Source organism: Microbacterium sp. 8M (assembly GCF_902506375.1).
Taxonomy (GTDB): domain Bacteria; phylum Actinomycetota; class Actinomycetes; order Actinomycetales; family Microbacteriaceae; genus Microbacterium.
The window spans coordinates 3,131,073-3,157,303 of the sequence record NZ_LR733284.1; the positions used below are offsets into that span (position 1 = coordinate 3,131,073).

The 26,231-nt window shown below is 71.8% G+C and carries 23 protein-coding genes; 9 read left to right on the top strand and 14 right to left on the bottom strand.

The features are described from left to right. Window positions 1-67: 67 nt before the first annotated feature. Window positions 68-2,620 carry an ATP-dependent Clp protease ATP-binding subunit gene (locus AERO9AM_RS14815; RefSeq protein WP_159576832.1) on the bottom strand — a complete coding sequence of 851 codons (2,553 nt, stop codon included), beginning with the start codon at window positions 2,618-2,620 and terminating at the stop codon, window positions 68-70. A gap of 118 nt (window positions 2,621-2,738) precedes the next feature. On the opposite strand from AERO9AM_RS14815, the gene AERO9AM_RS14820 reads away from it, so the two are divergent. Beyond that, on the top strand, window positions 2,739-3,467 hold the full coding sequence (locus AERO9AM_RS14820) for a glutamine amidotransferase-related protein (protein WP_159576833.1): 729 nt from the start codon (window positions 2,739-2,741) through the stop codon (window positions 3,465-3,467). A gap of 38 nt (window positions 3,468-3,505) precedes the next feature. Here AERO9AM_RS14820 and AERO9AM_RS14825 read toward each other — a convergent pair whose 3' ends face one another. Continuing rightward, window positions 3,506-3,988: a glutaminase gene (locus AERO9AM_RS14825; RefSeq protein ID WP_159576834.1), complete on the bottom strand. Its 483-nt coding sequence runs from the start codon at window positions 3,986-3,988 to the stop codon at window positions 3,506-3,508. 202 nt (window positions 3,989-4,190) lie between these two features. On the opposite strand from AERO9AM_RS14825, the gene AERO9AM_RS14830 reads away from it, so the two are divergent. Both AERO9AM_RS14830 and purU read left to right on the top strand, forming a co-directional pair. Beyond that, a complete protein-coding gene (locus tag AERO9AM_RS14830) occupies window positions 4,191-6,584 on the top strand; it encodes a discoidin domain-containing protein (RefSeq protein WP_201298656.1) in 2,394 nt (797 codons plus the stop codon). Between the two features lie 173 nt (window positions 6,585-6,757). Next, window positions 6,758-7,609, top strand: a complete 852-nt coding sequence (gene purU / locus AERO9AM_RS14835; protein WP_159576835.1) for a formyltetrahydrofolate deformylase — start codon at window positions 6,758-6,760, stop codon at window positions 7,607-7,609. Between the two features lie 199 nt (window positions 7,610-7,808). Here purU and AERO9AM_RS14840 read toward each other — a convergent pair whose 3' ends face one another. The 8 genes from AERO9AM_RS14840 to AERO9AM_RS14875 all read right to left on the bottom strand — a co-directional run bounded on the left by AERO9AM_RS14840 (window position 7,809) and on the right by AERO9AM_RS14875 (window position 17,080). Further along, window positions 7,809-8,852: an NAD(P)H-dependent flavin oxidoreductase gene (locus tag AERO9AM_RS14840; protein WP_159576836.1), complete on the bottom strand. Its 1,044-nt coding sequence runs from the start codon at window positions 8,850-8,852 to the stop codon at window positions 7,809-7,811. 29 nt (window positions 8,853-8,881) lie between these two features. Further along, a complete protein-coding gene (locus tag AERO9AM_RS14845; RefSeq protein ID WP_159576837.1) occupies window positions 8,882-9,811 on the bottom strand; it encodes an EamA family transporter in 930 nt (309 codons plus the stop codon). Window positions 9,812-10,127: 316 nt separating this feature from the next. After that, window positions 10,128-11,285 carry an alcohol dehydrogenase catalytic domain-containing protein gene (locus AERO9AM_RS14850; RefSeq protein ID WP_159576838.1) on the bottom strand — a complete coding sequence of 386 codons (1,158 nt, stop codon included), beginning with the start codon at window positions 11,283-11,285 and terminating at the stop codon, window positions 10,128-10,130. Window position 11,286: 1 nt separating this feature from the next. Further along, on the bottom strand, window positions 11,287-12,009 hold the full coding sequence (locus AERO9AM_RS14855; protein ID WP_159576839.1) for a phosphonatase-like hydrolase: 723 nt from the start codon (window positions 12,007-12,009) through the stop codon (window positions 11,287-11,289). Next, window positions 12,006-13,448 (bottom strand): TIGR03364 family FAD-dependent oxidoreductase, encoded by a 1,443-nt coding sequence (locus tag AERO9AM_RS14860; RefSeq protein ID WP_201298657.1) that lies wholly within the window; start codon window positions 13,446-13,448, stop codon window positions 12,006-12,008. Before AERO9AM_RS14860 ends, AERO9AM_RS14855 begins: the two co-directional genes overlap by 4 nt. Next, complete coding sequence (gene phnE / locus AERO9AM_RS14865) at window positions 13,445-15,190, bottom strand: phosphonate ABC transporter, permease protein PhnE (RefSeq protein WP_159576840.1); 1,746 nt, start codon at window positions 15,188-15,190, stop codon at window positions 13,445-13,447. Before phnE ends, AERO9AM_RS14860 begins: the two co-directional genes overlap by 4 nt. After that, window positions 15,187-16,077 carry a phosphonate ABC transporter ATP-binding protein gene (phnC, locus tag AERO9AM_RS14870; protein WP_159576841.1) on the bottom strand — a complete coding sequence of 297 codons (891 nt, stop codon included), beginning with the start codon at window positions 16,075-16,077 and terminating at the stop codon, window positions 15,187-15,189. The genes phnE and phnC overlap by 4 nt, the downstream gene beginning before the upstream one ends. Before the next feature lie 76 nt (window positions 16,078-16,153). Next, window positions 16,154-17,080 carry a phosphate/phosphite/phosphonate ABC transporter substrate-binding protein gene (locus tag AERO9AM_RS14875; protein WP_159576842.1) on the bottom strand — a complete coding sequence of 309 codons (927 nt, stop codon included), beginning with the start codon at window positions 17,078-17,080 and terminating at the stop codon, window positions 16,154-16,156. 173 nt (window positions 17,081-17,253) lie between these two features. On the opposite strand from AERO9AM_RS14875, the gene AERO9AM_RS14880 reads away from it, so the two are divergent. Further along, complete coding sequence (locus AERO9AM_RS14880) at window positions 17,254-18,000, top strand: GntR family transcriptional regulator (RefSeq protein ID WP_159576843.1); 747 nt, start codon at window positions 17,254-17,256, stop codon at window positions 17,998-18,000. A 12-nt stretch (window positions 18,001-18,012) separates the two neighbouring features. On the opposite strand, the gene AERO9AM_RS14885 is transcribed toward AERO9AM_RS14880, so the two are convergent. Next, the gene (locus tag AERO9AM_RS14885; protein WP_159576844.1) at window positions 18,013-18,921 is read right to left on the bottom strand and encodes an EamA family transporter; all 909 of its coding nucleotides are present in this window, start codon (window positions 18,919-18,921) and stop codon (window positions 18,013-18,015) included. Window positions 18,922-19,140: 219 nt separating this feature from the next. On the opposite strand from AERO9AM_RS14885, the gene kynA reads away from it, so the two are divergent. The 3 genes from kynA to AERO9AM_RS14900 are packed head-to-tail and all read left to right on the top strand — an operon-like array spanning window position 19,141 to window position 22,140. Then, window positions 19,141-20,001 (top strand): tryptophan 2,3-dioxygenase, encoded by an 861-nt coding sequence (gene kynA / locus AERO9AM_RS14890; protein ID WP_268892387.1) that lies wholly within the window; start codon window positions 19,141-19,143, stop codon window positions 19,999-20,001. Between the two features lie 4 nt (window positions 20,002-20,005). Then, window positions 20,006-20,878: an amidohydrolase family protein gene (locus AERO9AM_RS14895; protein WP_159576845.1), complete on the top strand. Its 873-nt coding sequence runs from the start codon at window positions 20,006-20,008 to the stop codon at window positions 20,876-20,878. Next, complete coding sequence (locus tag AERO9AM_RS14900) at window positions 20,875-22,140, top strand: kynureninase (RefSeq protein WP_159576846.1); 1,266 nt, start codon at window positions 20,875-20,877, stop codon at window positions 22,138-22,140. The genes AERO9AM_RS14895 and AERO9AM_RS14900 overlap by 4 nt, the downstream gene beginning before the upstream one ends. A gap of 27 nt (window positions 22,141-22,167) precedes the next feature. On the opposite strand, the gene AERO9AM_RS14905 is transcribed toward AERO9AM_RS14900, so the two are convergent. Together AERO9AM_RS14905 and AERO9AM_RS14910 are read right to left on the bottom strand one after the other, a co-directional pair. Further along, window positions 22,168-22,791, bottom strand: coding sequence for a histidine phosphatase family protein (locus tag AERO9AM_RS14905; RefSeq protein WP_159576847.1), 624 nt, complete (start codon window positions 22,789-22,791; stop codon window positions 22,168-22,170). Between the two features lie 21 nt (window positions 22,792-22,812). Continuing rightward, window positions 22,813-23,208: a DUF5684 domain-containing protein gene (locus AERO9AM_RS14910; RefSeq protein ID WP_159576848.1), complete on the bottom strand. Its 396-nt coding sequence runs from the start codon at window positions 23,206-23,208 to the stop codon at window positions 22,813-22,815. Between the two features lie 138 nt (window positions 23,209-23,346). Here AERO9AM_RS14910 and aspS point away from each other — a divergent pair, with 138 nt between their 5' ends. Next, window positions 23,347-25,146: an aspartate--tRNA ligase gene (gene aspS, locus AERO9AM_RS14915; RefSeq protein ID WP_159576849.1), complete on the top strand. Its 1,800-nt coding sequence runs from the start codon at window positions 23,347-23,349 to the stop codon at window positions 25,144-25,146. Window positions 25,147-25,153: 7 nt separating this feature from the next. Further along, on the top strand, window positions 25,154-25,672 hold the full coding sequence (locus AERO9AM_RS14920) for a GNAT family N-acetyltransferase (protein WP_159576850.1): 519 nt from the start codon (window positions 25,154-25,156) through the stop codon (window positions 25,670-25,672). A gap of 84 nt (window positions 25,673-25,756) precedes the next feature. Here AERO9AM_RS14920 and AERO9AM_RS14925 read toward each other — a convergent pair whose 3' ends face one another. Continuing rightward, complete coding sequence (locus AERO9AM_RS14925) at window positions 25,757-26,209, bottom strand: hypothetical protein (RefSeq protein WP_159576851.1); 453 nt, start codon at window positions 26,207-26,209, stop codon at window positions 25,757-25,759. Window positions 26,210-26,231: the final 22 nt, after the last annotated feature.

Genomic DNA, 26,231 nt, shown 5'->3' on the forward strand with positions numbered 1-26,231 from the left:
GCGCGCAAATGGCTGGATCCAGGCTCTGGATGGGACCAGATGCGCGCTTCGAAACAAGTGGAGACGGTCAGGCGGCCTGAGCGACCTCGAACGGAACGGTGACGCGCAGGGCACCGTCGACCGCGTCCACCTGCACCCGGCCGCCGTCGCGGAGCTCGCCCGAGACGAACAGGTCGGCGATGCGGTCGTCGACCTCGCGCTGGATCAGGCGGCGCAGCGGCCGCGCGCCGTACTCCGGCTCGTAGCCGTGCTCGCCGAGCCAGGCCACGGCCGCGTCCGTCACGTCGAGCGACACCTCGCGGCCCGCGAGCCGGTCCGCCGTCGCCTGCAGCAGCAGTCGGACGATGCGGCTCAGCTCGTCGCGCCCGAGCTTCGAGAACAGCACGATCTCGTCGATGCGGTTCAGGAACTCGGGCCGCATGGCCTCGCGCAGCTTGCCCATCACCCGGGCCCGCAGGTCCTCCTGCGAGGCGAAGCCGTTCGCAGAGGCATCCTGCGAGGCCACGAAGCCGAGCGCACCCGAGCGCGAGGCGAGGAACTCGGATCCGATGTTCGAGGTCATCACGATCACCGTGTTGCGGAAGTCGACCGTGCGGCCCTGACCGTCGGTGAGCCGTCCGTCGTCGAGCACCTGCAGCAGCAGGTTGAACACGTCGGGGTGGGCCTTCTCGATCTCGTCGAACAGCACGATCGAGTACGGGTTGCGCCGCACCCGCTCGGTGAGCTGCCCCGCCTCGTCGTAGCCCACGTATCCCGGAGGGGCACCGACGAGCCGCGACACCGTGTGCCGCTCGCCGAACTCGCTCATGTCGAAGCGGATCACGGCGGTCTCGTCGTCGAAGAGACGGTCGGCAAGGGCCTTCGCCAGCTCGGTCTTGCCGACACCGGTGGGGCCGAGGAAGAGGAACGAGCCGACCGGGCGCCGGGCGTCGCCCATGCCGGTGCGACTGCGCCGCACGGCGCGGGCCACGGCGGTGACCGCGTCGTCCTGACCGATCACGCGGGCGTGCAGGTCGGCCTCGAGGTCGGTCAGACGCTCGCGCTCGCTCTCCGAGACACGGCTGACCGGGATCCCGGTCGCACGGGAGATCACCGCGGCGATCTCGGCCTCGTCGACCACGGCGGCCTCCGCGTTCATCACCACGGCGGGGCGGCCGGCGGCGTCGATCCGGCGCTGCACCGCGGCGATCTCGTCGCGGATCCGCGACGCCTCCTCGTAGTGCTCGGCGCCGACCGCGGCGTTCTTGCGCGCCTCCAGGTCGGCGAGCTCCGTGAGCAGCGCCTCGACGTCGTCGACCACGCCGAGCCGCAGCCGCAGCCGGGCGCCGGCCTGGTCGATGAGGTCGATCGCCTTGTCCGGCAGCACGCGGTCGGGCAGGTAGCGGGCGCTGAGCTCCACCGCGGCGCGGATCGCGTCCTCCGTGTAGGTCACGGCGTGGTGCTGCTCGTAGACGGGCTTGAGCCCGTCCAGGATGCGCACGGCGTCCTCGATCGAGGGCTCCGCGACCTTGACCGGCTGGAAGCGGCGCTCCAGCGCCGGATCCTTCTCGATCCGCCGGTACTCGGCGAGCGTCGTCGCGCCGACGAGGTGCAGGTCGCCCCGCGCCAGGCGCGGCTTCAGGATGTTCCCGGCGTCCATGCCGCCGCCCTCGCCGGAGCCGCCGGCGCCCACGACGGTGTGCACCTCGTCGATGAACACGATGATCTCGCCCTTGTGGGCGGCGATCTCGTCCATCGTCTGGGTGAGGCGCTCCTCGAAGTCGCCGCGGTAGCGGGTTCCGGAGAGCATGGCGGGCAGGTCGAGCGCCACGACGCGGCGGTCCTTCAGCTGCGCCGGAACGGCGCCGTCGACGATCGCGCGGGCCAGGCCCTCCACGATCGCGGTCTTGCCGACGCCGGCCTCGCCGATCAGGACGGGGTTGTTCTTCGTGCGGCGACTGAGGATCTCGATCGTCTGCTCGATCTCGTCCGCGCGGCCGATCACGGGATCCAGTTCGCCGGCGCGGGCACGGGCCGTGAGGTCCAGGCCGAAGCGATCCAGCATCGGGGTCTCGGACGCGCCCGTCGCGGTCTCCGCCTCGGGGGCGGCACCCGCAGGCACCGGCTCGCGGAGGCTCTGCGTGAGCGCCTCGGCCGTGACCCCGGCGCGTGCCAGGATCTGGCCCGCGGGCACGTCCTGTCCGAGCACGAGCGCGAAGAAGACGTGCTCGGGCTCGATGTAGGTCGCGCCCGAGGAACGGGCGACCTGGTAGGCGTGGAACAGAGCCCGGCTGGCACCGGGGGTGATCGTGGCGGCGTCCACGTCGGACGCCGGCCCCGGAGCAGGCAGCCGCGTCTCGACCGCGTCGATGATGGCCTGCGGGGAGACGCCGATGTTGCGGATCGCCTGGACGACGGCGTCGTCCTCGACGACGGTGCGGAGCACGTGCAGCGCGTCGAGCTCGGTCTGGCCGCGCTCGAGCGCGAAACGGCCCGCGCGCTGCAGCGTCCGCTGCGTGCGCACGGTGAGGAACCGGCTGAGGTCGATCGACCGGGTCTGCCGGGCCTGCTCACCGGCGAGATAGCGTGCCAGGAACTCGTCGAACGAGCCCGAACCCGCGTCGGTGAAGTCGTTGGGCATTTCGCTTCCTCTCAAACTTGAGCGTAGTGCTATCAAGTTCAACAGATACCACTCGACTGTATTCCCGACCATTTCATCCGGGCCTCGTCCGGATCCACCGCTCCCCTAGAATCCAGGGATGGCCTCGCTTCTGTACGTCGGCGTGCGCCCTGAGCTGGATGCGGCGACGGCGGAGCGCGCCTCCTTCCGCGTCGCCCTCGGCGTCGACGCCGACGCGCTGGACCGGATCGACCTCACCACCACCGCGCTTCCGGACGACGCCTTCGACCGGTACGCCGGATTCGTCATCGGCGGCTCTCCGTTCAACGTCACCGACGTGCGCAAGTCCGCGACACAGCTCCGCGTGGAGGCGGACCTGGAGCGCATCGCCGCGCGCGCGATCGACGGCGCCACGACCGCATTCTTCACCTGCTTCGGGATCGGCGTGGTGACGCGGCTCCTCGGCGGCAGCGTCGGCACGGAGAATCCGGAGGAGGCGACGGCAGCGGAGATCCGGACGACGCCGGAAGGCGCGGCCGATCCCCTGTTCGGCCCGGCGGGCGCCACGTTCCACGCCTTCACCGCGCACAAGGAGGGCTCGACCCAGCCTCCCCCGGGTGCGGTGCTGCTCGCCGGCAACGACTCCTGCCCCGTGCAGGCCTACCGCGTGGGCGCCGACCTCTACGCGACCCAGTTCCACCCGGAGCCCTCGCCGCGCGACTTCGCCGACCGGATGGTGTTCTACCGCACGACCGGCTACTTCGACCCGGACGCGTTCCACACTGTTCAGGAGGCCGTGCTGGCGTCCGTGGTGACCGAGCCCGCCCGCATCCTGCACCGCTTCGGCGAGCGCGCGCTCGCCCGCTGATCCCCGAGAACCGGCGTTCCTCCCTCAGGGACCGGGCGTCACTGCCCTTGGCGCAGCAGCGCGATCCGCTCGTTCAGGTAGGTCTCCAGCGACATGAGCCCCGCGGCGGGCGACCATCGCACCGACGGCACGCCGTCCACCACCGCGAGGGGGCCGGAGGATCCGCCGGCCGCGACCGCGTCCAGGTCGATCCGGGACCACCCGACGTGCACAGTCTCGCCCTCGCGGAATCCGCCGCGCGACGCCTCCGCGCGCCTTTCGGCGCGGGCACGTGCAGACTCCGCGGCGTACCCGCGGCGCACCGGTGCCGCAGCGCGCAGCACCTCCGCCGTGGCGAACACGGCGTCGTCGGCGATCAGCAGCACTCCGACGTGCCAGGCGGATCCGCTGCGCACGATGCGCGGCGCACGCCAGCGGGAGAGCTTCTCGCGGCCGAGCGCCTCCTGCGGCACGTCCCGCAGCGCCGCGCGAGCGGCGTCGAGGAGGGCGCCGAGCGTCGGGGCCGATGCAGACGGGGTCACGCGTCCAGGCTATGCCTCCGTGCTCCGCACGCCAGCGCCGCCATCGGCGGCTCCGCGACCGCAGCGTCCCGGATCCGCATGTTTGCGATATCTAGATCCGCGGGAGAACCGTAAGTTTTCGGGAAACATCTTGATGTTTGCGCTAACCCAGCGTTAGCGTAGCCGTGTTCTCCCCGCCTCGACGATGCAGCAAGAAAGACCGATGCCCCCACAGACCCTGTCCCTCTCCCGCCGCTCGCACGGCGCGATCGCCGGGGGTGCCGCCCTCGCGATCGCCGCCACGACGCTGGCCCTCTGCGCGGTGGCCCCGGCGCACGCCGCGAGCACCCCGCCCGCCGGCGCCGCGCTCCCCGACACGGGCTACACGCTGCTCGACGTCGACTCCGAATCGGCGCCCTACCCGGCGCCGCCCTCGCTCGACGGCACGGCGAAGGGAGCGTTCGACGGCGACTACTCCACCCAGTGGGCCTCGAACTACAACGGCGGATCACCGGATCCGATGCCGCACCACCTGACCTTCGACATCGGCGCCCCGCACGCGCTCACCGGGCTCGGCTACTCCGTCAAGGTGCAGAACAACGGCCCGGCCAAGAACGTGCAGGTGCTCACCACGAACGACCCCGCCGTCGCGAAGGACGGCGAGAGCAGCGCATGGACGCCTGCGGGAACCGCCACGTTCTCGCAGCCCACGAGCAGCACCCAGATCCAGTACGTCACGTTCGCCCAGCCGGTGACGGCGCGCTACGTGGAGTTCAAGATCCTCGACGCCGTCAACGGCTCGAACAACGCCTCGGCCTCCGAGATCGTCGTCTACACCACCGACCCGATCGTCACGCCCACGCCCACGCCGACCCCCACGCCGACGCCCAAGCCCGCCGCTGCCACGGTGACGACCGACTCCGTCGACAACAGCACATGGCAGTACCCCGACGACACGCCGGCCAGCCCCTTCATCGACGCCGACGGCACGTTCCACTTCGGCGAGTCGCACGCGAATTACTACAACGAACCCGACGGCAGCAACGGCGACATCCGGCAGTGGAACTGGTACACCGGCACGGACTTCGACACCGCGAAGCCGGACGCGGCGCTCAACGCGGCCGGCACCAACCCCGACACCACCGACTTCTGCAACGCCAGCCCGACCGGCGTGGAGTCGACGAAGGCGCCCGCCGGATCCAGCTACACCCAGCCGAACTACTGCGACATCACGCAGATGTGGGTCGACCCCGATACCGGCGACTGGTACGGCCTCGTGCACAACGAGTTCACGCCCAAGCCGTTCGGCGACGGTCTGCACTACGACGCGATCGACTACGCGGTCTCGACGGATCAGGGCAAGACCTGGACCATCCCGGGCCACGCGATCACCTCGCCGTACAGCACCGAGCGCGGTGACACCGCGGCGTTCCCGCAGCAGACCTACTATTACGGCGACGGCGACCCGCGCCTGTACGTCGACTACGCGTCCGGTTACTTCTACGCGTTCTACGGCTCCCGCGTGGTGAACAAGACCGGCAGCTGGGTGGCCTTCTACGAGCACGTCGCCCGTGCCCCGATCTCCGGCAAGATGGCGACCGGCACCTGGCAGAAGTGGTACGACGGCACCTGGACCGAGCCGGGAATCTCCGGCAAGGAGAGCAACATGGTGCCCGTCACGGACGACAGCCAGACCGGGTACACCCCGGTCGACGAGGAGTACGACCCGAACACCCCGGGCACCGCGCAGCAGCAGATCAAGAAGGGGCAGATGCCGCCGACCTCGCCGCTGTTCGTGATGGACGTGACCTACGACGCCTACCTCGGCCTGTACATCGGCCAGCCGCAGAACCCGGACCAGTCGGGCAAGGCTCCCCAGGAGTTCTACGCCACGAAGAACCTCGCGACGCAGAAGTGGTTCCGCCTCGGCGACACCGGATCCGCGTACACGACCGCGTCCTGGTACCGGTGGTTCGTCGACCCGGCCAACAAGACGAGCTCGGCGATCGTGGGCAAGTCGTTCCGTTCCTACTGCTCGTTCGGCTGCATGGGCGACGCCTACGCCCAGCTCGCCAACATCACGATCGACGCCGGCCCCTCGGTGACGCCTGCGGCGCCGATCGACACGAGCAAGGCCTACACGATCGCCAACGCGGACGGCCGCAAGCTGTCGGTCGCCGGCGACGGCGCCACGCTGAAGACGGCCGGTGCCGTGAACCGCAAGAACGGCGCGTGGACGTTCACGGCGACGGGCGACGGCGCGTACACGATCGCCACGCAGGCCGGCACGCTGCTGGGCGTCGACGCCTCCTCGACCGCCGGCCGCGCCTGGGGCGCCACGCTCACGCTCACCGACGCGGCATCGGCCGGAGTCGGGCAGCAGTGGTTCGTGGTGCCGAACACCGACCCGGTCAGCGGAGAGCCGACCGGATCCATCCGGCTCGTGAACCGCTACTCGGGGCTCGTGCTGGGCATCGACACCTCCGCGGCGGCCACCACCCCCGGCCGCTCGTGGGACAAGCCCGCAGCGCACGGTGCTTCGCGCACCGCGCAGGCGGGTTCGTTCACCCGGCCCGGCGACCAGACGCTGACCCTGGCCGAGTTCGGCGGCAACTGATCGGACGACGACACGGAGGGGACCCGGGCACGGGCACCGCGCCCGGGTCCCCTCCGCGCGTCTGCCGAACAGGTGCGGCCGCGAGCGATTCGTCGTGCGGGCGCGGGCGATTCGCCTCGCGCCCGCGGGCACGGCAGAATCGACGCACACCCCCGTTGCAAGGAGACGATGCCATGGCGCAGCCCGACACCGCCCGACTGCTGATCACGTGCGCCGATCAGCCCGGCATCGTCGCGGCCGTCGCCGGTGTGCTCGCCGCGCACGAGGTGAACATCATCTCGCTCGACCAGCACTCCACCGATGCGGAGGGCGGGCGCTTCTTCCAGCGCACCGTGATCCACCGCGAGGGTCTTGCCGCCGCCCGTCCGGCTCTCGAGACCGACCTCGCCGCGGTCGCCGAGCGCTTCGGCATGGACTGGTCGCTGCACGACGCCTCCAAGCGCAAGCGCGTGGCCATCTTCGTCTCGAAGTACGACCACTGCCTGATGGAGCTGCTCTGGCGCACCCAGCGCGGGCAGCTCGACATCGACGTCACCATGGTCGTCTCCAACCACCCCGACCTCGCCGAGTCGGTGCGCTCGTTCGGCGTCCCGTTCGTGCACATCTCGTCGGGCGACAAGCCGGAGATGGAGCGGCGCCAGCTCGAGCTGCTGCAGGGCAACGTGGATCTGGTCGTGCTCGCCCGCTACATGCAGATCCTCACCGACGACTTCATCGAGCGCCTGGGCGCACCGGTGATCAACATCCACCACTCGTTCCTGCCTGCGTTCATCGGCGCGAACCCTTACGCCCGCGCCAAGGAGCGCGGCGTGAAGCTCATCGGCGCCACCGCGCACTACGCCACGGCCGACCTCGACGAGGGCCCGATCATCGAGCAGGACGTCACCCGAGTGACGCACGCCGACTCCGCCGCGGAGCTGCAGGCCCGCGGCGCCGACGTGGAGCGCCTCGTGCTCGCGCGCGCGGTGCAGTGGCACGCCGACGACCGCGTCATCGTGCACGGCCGCTCCACCGTCATCCTCTGACGCGCGCAGCCGCCGCGATCACAGGGCGCACGGACGTCGCCCCCCCCCCGGACGATCATCGCGATAACAGGCAGACGCGCCGGAACAGGCAGGGATGCTGCGCGGTCGCCTGTTCCGGCGTGATGGCCTGTTCCCGCGTGGTGGTCGGGTCCCGTACCCTGGCCTGACGCGGCGCGGTCGCCTGTTCCCGCGTGCGGGGTCAGTCCCGCGGCACGCCTGCGGCCAGTTCCGTGAACGCCTCCGCGGCGGTGCCGTACCGGGCGAGCGGGGCCGACTGCCCCATCCACAGCGACTGCAGATCGCCCCGGTTCTGCTCCCCCGCCGGCGTGCGGAAGCGCCCTGTGATCCAGTTCTGGGCCGGGAACGGCGCGATGGATCCGGCGGCCTCGATCTCGGCGACCACCCGGTTGCGCGCGCCGCGGGCGAGCCGCCCGCTCATCGCGCGCGTCAGCACCGTGCCCTCCGCCGGGGTCGCGCGGATCGCGTCGCGATGCGCGGCGGTGGCCGCCGACTCCGCCGTGCCGAGGAAGGCCGTGCCCACCTGCACGCCCTGCGCGCCCAGGGCGAAGGCCGCGGCCACTCCGCGGCGGTCCGCGATGCCGCCCGCCGCGATCACCGGCACCGCGACGGCGCCCACGACCTGGGGCAGCAGCGAGAAGAGGCCGACCAGCGACTCCTCCGCCGGTCCGAGGAACGACACCCGGTGCCCCGCGGCCTCAGCGCCCGTCGCGACGATCGCGTCGACACCGCCCTCCGCGAGCACGCGGGCCTCGGCGACGGTCGTGGCCGTGCCCACCACGCGGATGCCGCGCCGGTGCGCCTCCTCGACCAGCGCCGCCGAGGGCACGCCGAAGACGACGCTCAGTACCGGCGGCGCCGCCTCGAGGATCGCATCCACCTGCTCCTCGAGCGGAGGCAGGTACCGTTCGGGGCGCGCCGGGGCCTCGACGCCGACCTCGGCGAAGAACGGCGCGAGCGCGGCCGCGTACCCCTCGTGCTCGGGCCCCGGCGCGACCTCGTCGCCCGTGGGCAGCCAGATGTTCACGGCGAACGGCGCCCCGGCGGCCGCCCTCAGCTCCGCGATCGTGGCGCGGATCCGGTCGGCGTCATAGCCGTACAGCCCGTATGAGCCGAGCCCGCCGGCCTCGCTCACCGCCGCCGTGAGCCGGACGGAGCTGAGGCCGCCGAACGGCCCGAGGATCACGGGGGTGCGGATGCCGAAGAGATCGGTGAGGGCGCTCATGCTCCGAGGCTACGCCGTCGGGGATCCGGTCAGTCCGGGACGACGGGGATGGACCCGGTGAGCGGCGACGGGGGCTCCTCGTCACGGCCCGCGCCCTGGCGGCGCGCCCCGGCGGTCACCCCGATGCTCGCGACCACGACGAGGGCGATCGCGACCAGCCGCAGCGGAGACGCGTGCTGGCCCAGCACGAGCAGGCCGGCGAGCGTCGCGAAGACCGGCTCCAGGCTGAGCAGGATCCCGAAGACCCGCTGCGGCAGCCGGCGCAGGGCCGCGAGCTCCAGGATGTACGGGATGACCGAGGCGAGCAGGGCGGTGAGGGCGGCGAGTCCGAGCACGCGCGGATCCCCCACCGCGGTGATGGCGGCCGGCACGCCGAACGGCAGCAGCAGCACCGCCGCGACCGCGAGCGCCACGGCCAGCCCTTCCGTGCCCGTGGTGAGCGCGCCGACACGGGTGCTCATCCGGATGTACATGACCCAGAACGCCGCCGCGACGAGGGCGAACAGGACGCCCATCGGATCGAGCGCCGCCGTACCGGTCAGCCCGTCCACGCCGAGCAGCGCCATCCCGACGAGTGCGACGCCCACCCAGATCGCGTCGGCGAGGCGGCGGGTGAGCACGGCCGCCAGCACGAGCGGCCCGAGGAACTCGATCGCGACGGCCGGACCGATCGGGATCCGGTCGATCGCCGCGTAGAAGCAGCCGTTCATGGCGGCCAGCGAGATGCCGAACAGCACCGCGGCCGTCCACTGCCGCCGGTTCCACCGGCTCAGCCGCGGACGGGCGATGAGCAGCACGACGATCGCGGCGATGAGCACGCGCAGCGCCGTGACGCCCCACGATCCGAGCGCCGGGAAGATCGTCGTCGCCACGGATGCGCCGAACGGGAGCGAGAAGCAGGATCCGACGACGAGCAGCACCCCGAGCGCGGGCTGCTGCCGCGGTTCCTGAGAAGTCACCCCTCCAGCCTGGCACGGACCGGGGCATCGCCCGCATCCGCGCTCCTCGCTCGCCCCTCCTGTCGCTCAGATCCTGTCGCTCAGGTCCTCTCGCTCAGGTCCTCTCTCAGGTCCTCTCCCTCAGTTCCTCTCCCTCAGTTCCTCTCCCTCAGGTCCTCTCTCAGGTCCTCTCTCAGTTCCTCTCGCTCAGGTCGCAAAAACGGTCGCAAAAAGGCGCCCGGAAGCGCAGATATTGCGACCTGAACGGGATGTGCGCCTCAGGGCGGCGCGCGCCCTCAGCAGCGGGCGTGCGCCTCCAACAGCGGGCGTGCGCGCCTCAGCGGAGCGTGAGGCCGATCCGCAGCGGCGCGCCGGGTGCGGCCGCCTCGACGAGGGCGGCGTCCACCGCTGCCAGCGGATGCACGGCGCCCACGGCATCGGCGAACGGATACGCACGCCCTCGCCCGCCCATGAACGCGGCTGCGGCCTGCAGCTCGGCGCCCGTGTAGTTGTGCACCCCCGCGACCGCGATGAGGCCGCGCACGATGCGCTCGGCGTCGAGGGGCACCGGCTCCGCCGGGAAGACGCTGCCGAGCAGCACCACCGCACCACCCACGTCGACGGCGTCGAGCGCCGCGCGCACGGCGTGCCCCGATGCCTCCACCACGAGGTCGAACCCCTCCTCCGCGACGTCGTCCGGGGCGAGCGCGGCGAGCCCGAACCGCTCGGCGAACGCGCGCCGGCCCGGATCCGGATCCACGATGCGCACCTGCCCGCCCAGCTCAGCGGCGATCACAGCCGCCGTCAGCCCGACCAGCCCCGCGCCGAGTACGAGCACGCGCTCGCACGCGAGCACGGCGGTCTCCTCCGAGCCGGCGGCAGCCGGATCCGGACGGCCGCGGCCGCGCAGCGCGGCGCCCCGCGCGATGCCGGCCCAGGCCGTCGCGGTCGCACACGAGACCGGTGCCAGGGCGGCCGCGGGGAGCGCCTCCGGCACGCGCACGATCGCCGTCCCCTCCCGCAGGTGCACGTGACCGGCGAACCCGCCGGTGAGCTCCCAGCGCGGTTCGATGCGCGCGTGCCCGTACTTCGCGAGCGTCCGGCACTTCTGGCTGAGGCCTGCCAGGCAGCGGTCGCAGTGCCCGCAGGAGACGGTCACCGACCAGACCACCCGGTCGCCGGCGTGCAGCTCCGCACCGTCCACGGCGCGCGCGCCCTCGTCGCCGATCGCGATGATCCGGCCGACGCTCTCGTGTCCGAGGATGAGCGGTGCCGGAGCGTGGCGTCGTCCCTGCACGGTGTGGATGTCGGATCCGCAGATCGTCGACATCTCCACGGCGATCAGCACGTCGTGCCGGCCGAGTGCCACGCCCGGAACGGCGAGCACCTCGTGCGGGATGCCGACGCCGAGCCACGCCATCGCGACGGCGGCGGGCCGCAGGGGCACGTCGTGCCGGTGCACTCCCTCGGCGGGGCGGACCAGGGCCGCGCGCACGTCAGCCCGCCGCGCTCGGCGTCAGGGCGGGGACGAGCCCACGCTCGGCGAGCACCGCGGCCAAGGCCGTCACGTCGGGGATCACCGCGTCGGGTTCCGCCGCTGCGAGCGCGGCCGCGTCGTGCGCTCCGCTCAGTACGCCGGCCACGAACCCGGCGCCGGCCCTGCGACCGGATTCCACGTCGCTGACGGTGTCCCCGACGACGGCCACCGCCCGCACCGACGTCGCGCCCGCGCGCAGCAATGCGGTGAGCACGAGGTCGGGCGCCGGCCGGCCGCGTCCTGCGTCCACCGGGGAGAGCGCCCCGTCGACGAGGTCATGCCAGCCCAGGGCATCCAGCAGCGCGTCGCGGGTGACGGGGGCGAAGCCGGTGGTCAGCCACACCTTGAGCCCCGCGGCTCGCAGCGCACGGATGGCATCCGCGGCGCCCGGGATCTCCGTCGCCCCCTGCTCGGCCACGATCTCGGCGTAGGCGGCCTCGAACTGGGCGGTCGCCCGTTCCGCGGCGGCGACGTCGCCGCCGGCGAGGTGCGTGAACACGTCGATCTTCGACTGCCCCATGGTGTCGCGCACGTACTGCAGCGCGTCGTCCCCGCCGATGCGCGCGGCGACACCGGTGCGCTCGGCGGCGCGCTGGAACGCCTGCTCCACGACGCCGTCGTCGAGCACGGTGGTGCCCGCCATGTCGAGCACGACCAGTTCGATCGGGGTGTGCGGGCTCATGCGTTCTCCTCCTGTGCGATGCCGCCGGCGGTGGCGGACGTTCCGATGCCGCCGGCGGTGGCGGGCTGTGCGATGCCGCCGGCGGTGGCGGACGTTCCGATGCCGCCGGCGGTGGCGGGCTGTGCGAAGCCGCCGGCGGTGGCGGACGTTCCGATGCCGCCGGCGGTGGCGGGCTGTGCGAAGCCGCCGGCGGTGGCGGGCGATCCGATGCCGCCGGCGGTGGCGGACGTGTGCGGGGCTGCGGATCCGACGATCGATGCGGATCCGGGTGCGGATTCTGCCGCGTCCCAGCCGAAGACGCGCGACGTCTCGAGCTCGGCGAGGCCGAGCCCCGTGGTCATGCCGATGCCCGTGGTGGCGGCGAGCGCGAGCACGCGCGGTGCGACCTCCTCGACGAGGAACTCCGAGCCGGCTGCGGCATAGACGCCCTGCCAGCGCTCCAGCACGCGGATGTCGCGCACGTCGAAGAGCGCCTCCGCCTCGGAGAGGAACGCGTCGAAGGCCGCTTCCGGCTGGAACGGGCCCGGCTGCACGGCCTTGTGGTGCGAGTCGCCCACGAGCAGAGTCCCGTCGGGGAGCTGCGTGTACATCTGGTTCAGGTCGAGCGCGGCGAGCTCCGGCCGCTCGGCGTGCAGCCGCTCGCGCAGCGCCGTCGCCGACCGGAGCTCCGCGAACCGGCGGTAGCGCACGAGCGACCAGCCCGTGAGCAGCGGAGCCGACAGCGGCGCCCGCAGGTCGGCGGAGACGCGCATCATGTCCAGGGCGCAGCGGATGACGCCGGCGCGCTCCGCGACCTCGGGCAGCAGCTGGTCCAGGTCGTGGTTGACCGCGACGACCACGTGGTCGGCCGCGACGTCGCCCCGGGTGGTCCGCACCACGCCGGTGCGCACGGCGGTGACGGCGGTGCGGAAGCGGAACTCCACGCCGAGAGCGACCAGGTGGCGCACGATCGCGCCCGCGGCCTCGCGCGGGTTCACCTGCAGGTCGCCGAGCACGTGCGCGCCGCCCCGCGCCACGTCCGACCGCACGGGGGCGAGCGCGGCGATCTCGGCGGCGGTGAGCAGCCGGATGCCCTCCTCGCCGCGGGCGGACTCGGCATCCGCCGCCTCCCCCAGAAGCGCGAGCTCGTCGTCGGCGCGGGCGACCACCAGCGTGCCGCTCTCCCGCACCCAGAAGCCGGCGTCGGCGGCGAGGCGCAGCCACAGCGCCCTGGAGGCCTCGCCGTACGCACGTGCGGGCCCGTCCTGGGCGCCGATGCAGAGGTGCCCGAAGTTGCGGATCGTCGCGCCCACCGGGCGGTCGGTGCGATCCACCACGACCACGCGCAGGCCGCGGCGCACGGCCGCATAAGCCGCGCCGAGTCCGACGATCCCGGATCCGACGACCGCGACGTCGAGGCGGTCGCGCACGGGGCACAGCCCCGAGTCGAACGCGCTCATCGGAAGACCCTCCGCATCCACATCGCCAGTCCCTCCACCACGAGCACCGTGGCGAGGATCATCAGCACGATCGCCGTCACCACCGGGTAGCGCGAGCCCTGTCCCGCGTTCAGCAGGTAGTAGCCGACCCCGCCGCCACCGACGATGCCGAGGATCGTCGCGGCGCGGATGTTCGTGTCGAGCATGTAGAAGCTGTGCCCGATGAGGGCGCGCGTCCCCTGCGGCACGGTCGCGGCAGTGTAGGTCTGCAACCGGGTCGCCCCGACCGCGCGCAGCGCACGCTCCGGCCCGCGGTCGACCTCCTCGAACGAGTCGGCGATCAGCTTGCCGAGCAGGCCGATCCCGCCGACGGCGAGCGCGACGATGCCGGCGGTCGGCCCGAGCCCGGTGACGACGATGAGCACGATCGCGAGGATGAGCTCGGGGATGCCGCGGATGCCGACGAGCAGGAATCGGGCGGTCCCGCGCACCGTGCCGTTCGGGGCGACGTTGCGCGCGGCGAACGATCCGAGCAGCAGCGAGGGCAGCAGCGTGAGCACCGTGGCGGCGAGCGCGATCGCGATCGTGTCGCGCATCGCCCCGAGCATGACCGACGCGTCGTAGGCGCCGAAGCTCGGCGGCCAGAACTTCGCCGCGGTCTCCGGAATCTTCGCCCACACCGTGAGAAGGTCGCCCCACTGGATCTGACACACCAGCACGCTGCCGGCGACGATCGCCACGGCGATCCATCCGGCGATCGTGTTGCGGCGGCGCTCGGACGTCCACGGCCGGCGCACCGCGGCGGCCGGCGACGTCGCCCAGCCGGGTGTGGCGACGCTCCCAGGCGCCGCCGGCGAGGCCGGTGTCCTGGTTCCGAGCAGGCGCGGATGCAGGATCCGATCGATCCACGAACGCGTCTGCGCGGTCTCGCCGAGCATCGCCCCGCGCACCGCGCTGGAGACGATCTCCATCACGACGCAGAGCACGAAGATCACGAGGGCGATCCCGAGCCCGCGTCCGTAGTTCAGGGCCTTGAAGGCGTACGACATCTCCAGGCCCAGGCCCGCGACGCCCACATAACCGAGCACGACGCTGCCGCGCAGGTTGATGTCGTTGCGGTGCAGCACGGTGGCCACCCAGCTGGGCAGCACCTGCGGCAGCACTCCCGCCGTGAACTGCTGCAGCTTCGTGCCGCCGGCGGCGCGGATCGCGAGACGTGGGCCCTCGTCGATCTGCTCGATCGCGTCCGCGAACATCTTCGAGATCATGCCGATCGAGTGGATCCCGATGGCGAGGATGCCGGGGAGCGTGCCCAGCGAGAAGATCAGCACGAACGCCATCGCCAGCACGACGTCGGGGATCGAGCGGGTGAGCACGCCGAGGAAGCGGGCGATGCCGCGCCAGACCGGGCCAGGGGTCGTGTTCGCGGCGGCGAGATAGGCGATGGGCACCGAGAGCACGGCGGCGACCAGGGTGCCGACCAGCACGAGCCCGACCGTGAGGGCGATGAGCCAGAGCAGGTCGAGCGGGGCAGGGAAGCTCAAGGCCCCCACGCGGGTCATGAAGCGCTGGGCGTTGCCCCAGCTCTGGAACACGCCCGTGAGCGAGAAGCCGCTCTGCACGAGCGATGCGATCCCGAGCCCGACGAGCGCGACGAGGGTGAGCGACGCCGCGACCCGCTCGGGCGAGACGCCCGGGCGCGGAGCGCGGGAGAGCAGCCCGCCGACGTACCCCTCGCGCCGGGGTGCGGCGACCGCGGTCATGCGCGCGCCCCGGTGGCCACGGGGCCGGCCGCTACGGCCGTTCCGGTCGACGCGGCCGTGGCGGGGGTCGCGATGCCCTGCTCGATGAGCTCGTGGGCGACCGCGGTGAGGTCGGCCGTGGTGGTGGCGACCCGGCCGTAGATCTCCATGACCTCGGCCTTGCTCAGATCCCTCGTCGGGGTGTTCAGCACGACCTCGCCGTGCCGCAGGCCCACGATGCGGTCGGCCCAGCTGATCGCGAGGTCGACCTGGTGCAGGCTGCACACGACGGTGAGGCCCTGATCGGCGGCGATCTCGCGGATGAGCGCCATCACCTGGTCGCTCGATTCCGGATCGAGCGAGGCCACCGGCTCGTCGGCGAGCAGGATCTCCGGGCGCTGCATGAGGGCGCGGGCGATCGCGACGCGCTGCTGCTGCCCGCCGGACAGGGTGTCGCTGCGCTGGTAGGCGCGCTCCAGCAGCCCCACGCGCTCCAGATGCCCCAGGGCGCGCAGCTTCGCGTCCTTCGCGTAGCCCCAGAGGCCGAGCCGCGGCCCGCGGACCGCGGAGAGCGACCCGGTCAGCACGTTCTCCAGCACCGTCAGCGATGGCACGAGCTCGAACTGCTGGAAGATGAAGCCCACACGGCTGCGCAGCGCCCGCAGCGCCTTGCCCTTCAGCGCGGGCACGGAGGAGCCGAGCACTTCGACCGCACCCGAGGTCGGCGTCTCCAAGCCGTCGAGGTGCCGCAGCAGCGTCGACTTGCCGGATCCGGAGAGGCCGAGCAGGACGACGATCTCCCCGCGCGCCACCTCGAGGTCGGCGCCCTTCAATGCGGTCGTGGTTCCGAACCGCTTGGTCACGCCGGCGAGGCGGATGACCGGGTCGGGCGAGTCGGGGGTGCTCATGATGTCGGGCTCCTGGGTCGGGGGTAGGCAGGAGGGCCGCCGGAGGATGCCGGCGGCCCGGGAAGGGATCCTCAGATCACTTCTTGCACTGGTCGGCCTTCGTCTTCTCGCAGATGTCGCGGATGATGTCGTAGTACTTGTCGTCCACCGGCTTGGTGGCGTAGAACGTGGCCTTGAACGCGTCGCTGTCCGCGCCCTTGATGCCCGCCTTGACGATGTCGTCGATCGTGATCTCCTTGAGGGCGGAGACGACCTTGTCCGCGGTCTCCTTGGGCAGCGCCGAGTTGTAGACCAGCGGGGCCCCCGGCACCATCGTCTTGTCGACGACCGTGACCTTGTCGCTCTTGGCGACCTCGGAGTCCTCGGCGAAGCCCGCCTCGCACTCCGTGCCCTCGCCGACCTTCTGCACGCTCACGTCGTGCTTGCCCGCGAAGACCGGGGTGACTCCCGTCTTCGGGTCGATGCCGTCCTTGAGCAGGTTGTAGCTGGGGAACAGGTAGCCCGAGGTCGAGGAAGGATCCACGAAGCACACCTTCTTGCCCTTGAAGTCCTTGATCGAGGTGATCGAGGACCCCTTCGGCACGATCGCCTCGGAGTAGTAGCCCGGCTCCTGGCCCTGCTTGGTGACGATCGACGAGATCGGGGTCAGCTTCGCGCCGGCGTTGGTGGCGGTGATGTAGGTGAAGCCCGAGAACGAGGCGACGTCGACCTTGCCGGCCACGGCGGCCTCGATGAGCGCCGCGTAGTCGGTCGACTCGTGGTACTCGACCTTCTTGCCGGTCTCCTTGGCGATGTAGTCCATGAGGGGCTGATAGTTGGTCTGCGTGTCGACCGAGTCGGGCACGACGCCGAAGACGAGGGTGTTCGCGTCGACGGCGTAGCCGCCGTTCGCGGCGGCAGGCGTGTCGGTGCCGGTGGCGGCGCCGGCGGTGTCGGAGCACGCGGCGAGACCGAGGGCGAGCACGGCGGCGCCGCCCGCGAGGGTGAGAGCGCGAAGCTTCATGAGGACCTTTCGGGTTCTGGTGCGGAGGGAATCCTCGACGACTCTCTCAAGGTCGAGCTCGAGATGTATACCTATCTCGAGCCTGTTCCCCGACTGTTCACCCGCGATTCTCCTGAGTGAACACCGCAGGAACGCGGATGTCTCCGCAGGTGATGACGAAGTAGTATGCCTATGTGCCCGAGGTTGTCTACACCCAGATCGCCGACGACCTGCGCGCCAGGATCGCCTCCGGCAGCCTGCGACCGGGTGACGCCGTGCCCACCGAGGCCGAGCTCGCCGACCGCTGGCGCACCTCGCGAGGCCCGATCCGCAACGCCCTCGCGGCGCTGCGCGCGGAGGGCCTCATCGAGACCACCCGCGGCCGCCCCGCTCGGGTCGTCGAACGCAAGGCCACGCAGGCGGTGGACGTGTCGGTGCCGTTCACCCGGTGGGCGCGCGAACTGGGCGCACGCCCCGGCGCGCGCACCCAGGAGCTGAGCCTGCGCCGCGCCGGCGCCGAGAAGGCCCAGGCGCTCGGCGTGGATCCGGACGACACCATCGTGAGCGTCACCCGGCTGCGCTTCCTCGACGACCGCCCCACCATGCTCGAGAGGCTCTGCTACACCGAGGAGGTCGGCCGGCTGCTGCTCTCCGTCGATACCGACGCGATCTCGATCACCGAGTTCCTGGCGTCGCAGGGACATCCCATCGTGGGCCTGCAGCACGAGATCGACGCGGTGGCCGCCGACGAGCAGGATGCGACGCTGCTGCAGGTGCCGCTGGGCACGCCGATCCTGCGCCTCAGCCGCACCTCGCGCGATGCCGACGGCCGGGTCTTCGAGGCCAGCGAGGATCGGTACCTCTCCAGCATCGTGCGGTTCACGGTCTCCGGCTCCGGGATCTCCCCCGACGGCCAGTACCTGCGCGCCGTCGGCGCCTGAGCATCCGGCGGCTCACACCGCGAGCAGCGCGATCCCGGCGACGACGACGGCCGAGGCGCCGATCCGCCACGCCGGACTGCCCTCGTGGAGGACGAGGGCGCCGAACAGGCTCACCAGCACCACGCTCACCTCGCGCAGCGGTGCGACGAGCGCGACCGGCGCGAGCTGCACGGCGTGCAGGACGAGGATGTACGACAGCGGAGAGAGGATCCCGAAGGCGAGGATCCGACGCCACTGCGCGCGTCCCAGCGCCGCCACGCCCTTCCAGCGCCCGCGCACGGCCACCGAGTAGAACGGGAGCTGCGCGAGCGTCGTGCCGACCATGAAGGCCACCGGGTTCAGCGACAGCGACCGCACGACGAACGCGTCCCAGACGGTGTAGCCCGCGATCGCGACGCCGGTGAGCAGCCCGAACAGGAGCCCGGGGTCGATCCCGCGGCGCGCCGCACCGACCGGGGCGGAGTCGCCCGGCGCCGAGGACACCGCAGAGGCGGACCCCGCGCGATCCACGAAGCCGATCGCGACGATCCCCCCGATCACGACCGCCACGCCGACCAGGGCGAGCGGCGACGGCCGCTCGCCGAACAGCAGCATCGCGACGATCACCGAGAGGAACGGCCCCGTCCCGCGCGCGGTGGCGTACACGGTCGAGAGAGCGCCCACGCGGTAGCCGTGCTGGAGCACCACCATGTACGCGACGTGCAGCGCGCTGGACACGAGCACGCCGAGCGCGAAGGCGCCGAGGTCGGCGGTCCCGAGGCCGCCCGTGAACGGGACCACCCCGATCCAGACGAGCGTGCTCGACAGGGCGCCCCACCACAGGAACGGATAGCCCGCGCGGCTCACGCCGTGCGCGATCACGTTCCAGCCGGCGTGGGCGAAGGCCGCGGAGAAGACGAGGACGAAAGCGACGAGCGACATGGGAACCTCCGGTCCGCCGCGGGCGCGACGGACGTGGTTCCTCCAGGCTTTTGTCCGTTCAGATGACGCCGCCCCCACGAAGAGCCGACGTGGCGCCGCTCGGACCAGTCGGGCGGACCCCGGAACCCTAGGCGCTGTCGCTCCCACCCTAGCCCGCCTCAGGATCCTCCTCAGCGGCCGATGGAATACTGGACGTGATCACGACGAGGAGGTCGCCCGGTGCCGGACAGCAGGACCGCGAACGAACGCGCGCTCGAGGAGGGCATCGTCACCGATCTCAAGGATCGGATGACGTACGGCTCCTACCTCGATCTGGACCGGCTGCTCAGCGCCCAGCACCCCGTCAGCGTCCCGCAGCACCACGACGAGATGCTGTTCATCATCCAGCATCAGACCACCGAGCTGTGGCTCAAGCTCGTGCTGCATGAGCTCGGCACGGCCCGCGACCGTCTCGCCGAGGACGACCTGCGCTCGGCGCTCAAGCACATGGCCCGCGTGAAGCACATCCAGGAGGTGCTCACGCAGCAGTGGTCGGTGCTGGCCACGCTGACGCCGACCGAATACGCGCAGTTCCGCGGCGACCTCGGCAACTCCTCCGGCTTCCAGTCGGTGCAGTACCGCGCCGTGGAGTTCGCCCTCGGCAACAAGAACGAGCGGATGCTCAGCGTGTTCCGGGATCATCCCGAGAACCTCGCGCTGCTCACCGCCGAGTGGGAGCGTCCCACGCTGTACGACGAGTTCCTCCGCTTCGCCGCGCGGCGGGGTCTGCCGATCCCCGCCGAGATCCTCGAGCGCGATGTGCGCCAGCCGTATCGCATGCACGACTCGCTGGTGCCGGTGCTCACCGAGGTCTACGAGCACCCGCACGAGCACTGGGACCTGTACGAGGCGTGCGAGGAACTCGTCGACGTCGAGGACAACTTCCAGTTCTGGCGCTTCCGCCACCTGCGCACCGTGACCCGCACGATCGGACGCAAGATCGGCACGGGCGGATCCAGCGGGGTCGACTTCCTGCAGCGGGCGCTCGATCTCACGTTCTTCCCGGAGCTCTACGCCGTGCGCACCGAGATCGGGCGGTGACCGCATGGCGGAACCCCTCTACATCGGCGGTTTCACCGACCACCACGTGCACCTGCAGCTCGTGGACATCACCCATCTGGAGTCGACCCGGCTCGGCCGCGGCCTCGATCTCGGATCCGCGCCCGACGAGATCGCCCGGATCGCCGGCGCCGTCTCGGCCCGCTTCGGGCACGACCCCGGCGGCATCTCGATCGCGTACGCCGGCGCCTTCCTCACCCCGCCCGGCGGGTATCCCTCGGATCGCGACTGGGCGCCGGCCGGATCCGTCCGCGAGGTCGCGACGCTCGAGGACGCGGCGGCCGCCGTCGCCGAGATGAAGGGCGCCGGGGCATCGGTCATCAAGGTCGCCAGCAACAGCACGGCGGGCCCCGTGTTCAGCGACGAGCTCGTCGCCGGGATCGTCCGCGCCGCCGACGAGCTCGGCCTGCCTGTCGTCGCTCACGCCGAGGGGCCCGGCGAGGCGCAGCGCATGCCGCGGCTCGGCGTGCGGGCCCTCGCGCACGCGCCGTTCACCGAGCGGCTGAGCGACGACGAGGTGGCGCGGCAGGCCGGCCGGATCGCCTGGATCTCGACCCTCGGCATCCACGACGGCGAGGCGCGCGAGATCGCGATCGACAACGTGCGCCGGTTCCACGCCCACGGCGGCACCGTGCGCTACGGCACCGACATGGGCAACGGCGACACCCCGGTCGACCTGAACCCCGGCGAGCTCGACGCGCTGCGGGACGCCGGCATCCGCGGCGCGGCGCTGATCCGCGCCCTCGTGCCCGTCGCCGCCACCGACGGCCGGCGATTCCGGATGCCCGCTCGCGACGCCGACCCGTTCGACCTCGAACCCGTCCACCTCGAACCCGCCGACCCGGAGGGCATCCGATGAGCGACCCCGCCCCCGTCTCCACCGACACCGCCGCCGGGCTGCTCGCCACCGCGCGCGCCCTGGACGCGGCCGATCCGCTCCGCGCGCACCTGGACGCGTTCCTGGAGGCGCCTGGGGTGCAGGCGTATCTCGACGGCAATTCGCTGGGCCGGCCGCTGGCGGTGTTGCCGGAGCGGCTCGCCGCGTTCGTGCGCGAGGACTGGGGCACCCGCCTCATCCGCTCCTGGGACGAGCAGTGGATGGCGCTCCCCGAGCGTCTGGGCGACCGGATCGCCGAGGTGACCCTCGGTGCCGCCGCGGGCCAGACGATCGTGGCCGATTCGACGAGCGTGCTGCTGTACAAGCTCATCCGCGCCGGCGCCGCGGCGGCCGCCGCCGGCGACCCGGCGCGCACCCGGATCGTGATCGAGGAGGGGAACTTCCCGACCGATCGCTTCATCGCCGCGGGTGTCGCGGATGAGCTGGGCATGGAGCTGGCGTGGGTGCGGCCGGATCCCGTGCGCGGTGTGACGGTGGACGATCTCGCGCCCGAGCTCTCGGACCGCACGGCGCTGGTCGTGCTGAGCCACGTGGACTACCGCTCCGGCGCGCTGGCGGACATGGCGGCCATCACCGCCCGGGTGCACGACGCCGGCGCGCTGATGCTGTGGGATCTGTGCCACTCGGTCGGATCCGTGCCGGTGCAACTCGACGCCTGCGGAGCGGACCTCGCCGTCGGCTGCACGTACAAGTACCTGAACGGCGGACCCGGATCCCCGGCCTTCGCCTATGTGCGCCACGACCTGCAGCCGCAGATCCGGCAGCCCATCCAGGGCTGGTGGAGCGCCGCGGACATCTTCGCCATGGGGCCGCAGTATGCACCGACCCCGGGCATCCGGCAGCTGCTCAGCGGCACGCCGCCGGTGACGAGCATGCTCGCCATGCAGGCCATGCTCGACCTGATCGCCGAGGCCGGCATCGATGCGGTCCGGGCCAAGTCCGTCTCGCTCACCGACTTCGCCGTGCGCGCCGCGGACGAGCTGCTCGCCCCGCTCGGCGTGCGGCTGCTGAGCCCCCGCGACAGCGCCCTGCGCGGCGGGCACATCACGATCGGTCACCCCGACTTCCAGGCGGTGACGCAGCGCCTGTGGGGCGAGGGCGTGATCCCCGACTTCCGGTTCCCGGACGGGATCCGCCTCGGCCTCTCCCCGCTCAGCACCTCGCACGAGGAGACGCTGCGCGGGGTGGTCGCCGTGCGCGACACCCTGGTCGACGGGAGCTGAACCCTCCGAAGCCGGACCGCGCCGGGGTCAGACCGCCCCGAGGTCGATCCCGGCGTCCGCGGGCTCGGCGTAGGCGACCTCGCGCCACACGTCGCCGACCCGTTCGAACGAGGTGACGCTCGACAGCGCGCAGCGGCGGGAGCGCGGATCGTGCCGCAGCGGCAGCCCGGCGATCGACAGGTGCGCGATCCAGATCGGCGCCTGGTGCGACACGAACACCACGTCGCCGCCGTCGGCCTCGTGCCAGGCGTCGTCCATGGCGGCGCGCATGCGGGCCGCGATCGAGGCATACGGCTCGCCCCAGCTCGGCACCGAGGGGCGGCGCAGGTGCCGCCAGTTCCACGGGTTCATCAGGGCACGGCGCATCCGCGTGCCCTCGAACACGTTCCACGGCTCGATGATCCGCTCCTCGAGGCGCGGCGCCAGGGCGAACGCCGCGGCGAACGGCTCCGCCGACTCCTGCGTGCGCTCCAGCGGTGAGCAGCGCAGGCCCGACACGGGCCGGCCCAGCGCGGCGACGTGGTCGGCCGCGGCCTGCGCCATCCGCCGGCCCGCCTCGCTGAGGTGGTAGCCGGGAAGACGCCCGTACAGCACGTGCGCAGGGTTGTCGACCTCGCCGTGCCGGACGAGGTGCAGTCGGGATGCGGGCATCAGCTCAGTGCGGCCGCCCGATCAGGCGCGACGGTACTGCGCGGATCCGAATCCGATGATGAAGTACCCGATGAACGAGAACAGCCAGAGCAGGAAGAACGAGAACACGCCGCCCTTGCCGAAGTTCTTGCCGACCTTCACCGCCACGACGATCGAGAAGATGATGTTCACGATCGGGATCAGGTAGAGCAGCGAGAACCAGCCGCTCATCCCGGCGACCTTGACGAGGAACACGAGGTTCACGATCGGGATGATCGCCAGGAACCCCGGGTAGCCGGCCTTGGTGAAGACCTTCCACAGGGCGATCGCGAGGAGGATGTAGAAGATCAGCGCCCAGACGCTGGTGGTGCCGGAGAAGATCGCCGCGTAGACGTTGCCTGCGGCGTCGGTCGGGTCGTCGGTCGGAACGAGGTGCATGGTCTGGCCCTCCGAAGTGAGTGGATGGTGCTGCTGCGGCGAGTCTAGTGATCCGCCCGGGCCCGCTCCCTCCGGGGCACACGGCGCGTCCCCGTAGAATGGCCGGTATCCCTTTTCCCTCCTTGGAAGGCGTAATCCGTGCTTCGCACCCACACGGCAGGCTCCCTGCGAGCCGAGCACATCGGTCAGACCGTCACCCTCGCGGGGTGGGTCGATCGCCGTCGTGATCACGGAGGAGTCGCCTTCATCGATCTGCGGGACGCCAGCGGCATCGCCCAGGTGGTCATCCGCGACGAGGAGATCGCGCACCCGCTGCGCAGCGAGTTCGTGCTGCAGGTGACCGGCGAGGTGTCCCGCCGTCCCGCCGGCAACGAGAACCCGAACCTGCCCTCCGGCGAGATCGAGATCGTCGCGCAGGACGTGGTCGTGCTCAACGAGTCGGCACCGCTGCCGTTCCAGGTGTCGTCGGGCCTCGCCGAGACCGACCCGGTGGGCGAGGACGTGCGGTTCAAGCACCGCTACCTCGACCTGCGCCGCCCGGCCGCCATCGCGCCGCTGCAGCTGCGCTCCCAGGTCTACAAGGCGCTGCGCGACGTGCTGCACGAGCGCGGTTTCACCGAGGTCGAGACGCCGACCCTGACCCGTTCCACGCCCGAGGGCGCTCGCGACTTCGTCGTGCCCGCGCGCCTGCATCCGGGCAGCTGGTACGCCCTGCCGCAGAGCCCGCAGCTGTTCAAGCAGCTGCTCATGGTGGGCGGCGTGGAGAAGTACTTCCAGATCGCGCGCTGCTACCGCGACGAGGACTTCCGGGCCGACCGTCAGCCGGAGTTCACCCAGCTCGACATCGAGATGGCCTTCGTCGACCAGGAGGACGTCATCGAGATGATGGAGGCCGTCATCCGCGCGATGTGGGCCACGATCGGCGTCGAGGTGCAGACCCCCCTGCCGCGCATCACCTACGCGGAGGCGATGGCGAAGTACGGATCCGACAAGCCGGACCTGCGCTTCGGCCTCGAGCTCGTCGAGGCGACCGAGTACTTCTCCGAGACGACGTTCCGCGTGTTCCAGGCCGACTACGTGGGCGCGGTCGTCATGCCCGGCGGCGCCTCGCAGCCGCGCAAGGCTCTCGACGCCTGGCAGGACTGGGCCAAGCAGCGCGGCGCCCGCGGGCTCGCCTACGTCCTCTTCAACGAGGACGGCACCCTCGGCGGCCCCGTCGCGAAGAACCTGTCCGAGACCGAGCAGGCGGGCCTCGCCGCCCTCGTGGGCGCGAAGCCCGGCGACTGCGCGTTCTTCGCCGCCGGTTCCGCCAAGGAGTCCCGCGCGCTGCTCGGGGCCGCCCGCGTCGAGATCGGCCGCCGCCTGGGCCTCCTCGACCCCGACGTGTTCGCCTTCACCTGGGTCGTCGACGCGCCCATGTTCGAGCCCGCCGCCGACGCGGTCGCCTCGGGCGATGTGGCCGTCGGCGCGGGCGCCTGGACCGCCGTGCACCACGCGTTCACCGGCCCGAAGCCCGAGTTCGAGGACACCTTCGACACCGACCCCGGATCCGCCCTCGCCTACGCGTACGACATCGTCTGCAACGGCTCCGAGCTCGGCGGCGGATCCATCCGCATCCACCGGGAGGACGTGCAGAAGCGCGTCTTCGAGGTCATGGGCATCTCCGACGAGGTCGCTCAGGAGCAGTTCGGCTTCCTGCTGGACGCCTTCAAGTTCGGCGCCCCGCCGCACGGCGGGATCGCGCTGGGCATGGACCGGGTCCTGCAGCACCTGTCGAAGACGGAGTCGATCCGCGAGGTCATCGCGTTCCCGAAGACCGGCAACGGCTTCGACCCGCTCACGGCCGCGCCCGCCCCGATCACCCCGGAGCAGCGCAAGGAGGCCGGCGTCGACGTCGTCGCAGAGCCCGACGAGGCGCTCGAGACGGTCGAGGCCTGAGCCGAGCATGCTGACAGAGCTCACCCTTCCCGTTCCGCTGGACACCCGGATCGGGAGGGTGATGCTCCGTCGCGCCCGCCCGGACGACACCGCAGCCATCGTCTCGCTGCTCGCCGACGACGAGATCAGCGCCGCCCGCGGCGACACGGCCTCCGATGACGACCTGCCCGCCTATGCGGCGGGTCTGGAGTCGGTGCTCGCCGACGGCTCCAACGATCTGCTCGTCGCCGAGCACGACGGCGCGGTCGTCGCCACCTTCCAGCTCACCCGCATCCCCGGCATGTCCCGTCAGGGCTCCACCCGGCTGCTCGTCGAGGCCGTGCGGGTGAGCTCGCGGCTGCGCTCGAGCGGCGTCGGATCCGCGCTGATGCGCTGGGTCATGGACGTGGCGACCGCCGAGCTCGGCAGTCCGCTCGTGCAGCTCACCTCCGACGCGAAGCGGGTCGACGCGCACCGGTTCTACGAGCGGCTCGGCTTCGCCGGATCCCATCTCGGCTTCAAGTATCGCGCGCCCGTCGGCGGCTGAGCGCCCCGTAGTCGGTTCCTGAGCGAGCGAAGCGAGACGAAGGACGCTCAGGGACCGGTTCGTGATCGTCGGTTCGACGAACGGTCAGGCCTCGTCCGGATCCGAGAGGTCCTCGATCGCGACCGGGGTGCGGCCGGCGAACATCACGCCGATGCCGTACTCGTCGCCGATCTGCAGGCCGGTCTCCGCGAAGCGCATCATCCAGGTGCCGTCCTGCCAGACGACCGCCTCAGGTGCCCCGAACGGCGGCTCCTCGGCCGCCAGCAGTGCGCGATCGTCGTCGGACAGACCGGGATCCTGCAGCTCCTGCACGAGGAAGCGGATCGCGGCGTCGCTGAGCGCCGCGAACTCGGCCACGACGCCCTGAGCAGTCTCGCGTGCTTCGTCGCTCGGCGGCTCCGCGGGCTCGGCGACGATGCTCACCGTCCATCCGCCGTCGCCTCCCGCGACGCCCGCCGTCCAGCAGGCGACATCTTCTGGCGCGTCGATGCGGATGAGGGTGGCGCCGTCGAGGTCGATCGCGTCGGGAAGATCCATGCTCCGATCCAACCACCCCGAC

Bases quoted from the DNA above. Each gene is read 5' to 3' on its own strand.
- AERO9AM_RS14875 (WP_159576842.1), bottom strand. From the start codon at position 17,080: ATGAAGCTTCGCGCTCTCACCCTCGCGGGCGGCGCCGCCGTGCTCGCC.
- purU (WP_159576835.1), top strand. From the start codon at position 6,758: ATGGCGCAGCCCGACACCGCCCGACTGCTGATCACGTGCGCCGATCAG.
- phnC (WP_159576841.1), bottom strand. From the start codon at position 16,077: ATGAGCACCCCCGACTCGCCCGACCCGGTCATCCGCCTCGCCGGCGTG.
- AERO9AM_RS14830 (WP_201298656.1), top strand. From the start codon at position 4,191: ATGCCCCCACAGACCCTGTCCCTCTCCCGCCGCTCGCACGGCGCGATC.
- AERO9AM_RS14920 (WP_159576850.1), top strand. From the start codon at position 25,154: ATGCTGACAGAGCTCACCCTTCCCGTTCCGCTGGACACCCGGATCGGG.
- AERO9AM_RS14925 (WP_159576851.1), bottom strand. From the start codon at position 26,209: ATGGATCTTCCCGACGCGATCGACCTCGACGGCGCCACCCTCATCCGC.
- AERO9AM_RS14900 (WP_159576846.1), top strand. From the start codon at position 20,875: ATGAGCGACCCCGCCCCCGTCTCCACCGACACCGCCGCCGGGCTGCTC.
- AERO9AM_RS14905 (WP_159576847.1), bottom strand. From the start codon at position 22,791: ATGCCCGCATCCCGACTGCACCTCGTCCGGCACGGCGAGGTCGACAAC.
- AERO9AM_RS14820 (WP_159576833.1), top strand. From the start codon at position 2,739: ATGGCCTCGCTTCTGTACGTCGGCGTGCGCCCTGAGCTGGATGCGGCG.
- AERO9AM_RS14840 (WP_159576836.1), bottom strand. From the start codon at position 8,852: ATGAGCGCCCTCACCGATCTCTTCGGCATCCGCACCCCCGTGATCCTC.
- AERO9AM_RS14885 (WP_159576844.1), bottom strand. From the start codon at position 18,921: ATGTCGCTCGTCGCTTTCGTCCTCGTCTTCTCCGCGGCCTTCGCCCAC.
- phnE (WP_159576840.1), bottom strand. From the start codon at position 15,190: ATGACCGCGGTCGCCGCACCCCGGCGCGAGGGGTACGTCGGCGGGCTG.
- AERO9AM_RS14910 (WP_159576848.1), bottom strand. From the start codon at position 23,208: ATGCACCTCGTTCCGACCGACGACCCGACCGACGCCGCAGGCAACGTC.
- AERO9AM_RS14860 (WP_201298657.1), bottom strand. From the start codon at position 13,448: ATGAGCGCGTTCGACTCGGGGCTGTGCCCCGTGCGCGACCGCCTCGAC.
- AERO9AM_RS14895 (WP_159576845.1), top strand. From the start codon at position 20,006: ATGGCGGAACCCCTCTACATCGGCGGTTTCACCGACCACCACGTGCAC.
- AERO9AM_RS14855 (WP_159576839.1), bottom strand. From the start codon at position 12,009: ATGAGCCCGCACACCCCGATCGAACTGGTCGTGCTCGACATGGCGGGC.
- AERO9AM_RS14815 (WP_159576832.1), bottom strand. From the start codon at position 2,620: ATGCCCAACGACTTCACCGACGCGGGTTCGGGCTCGTTCGACGAGTTC.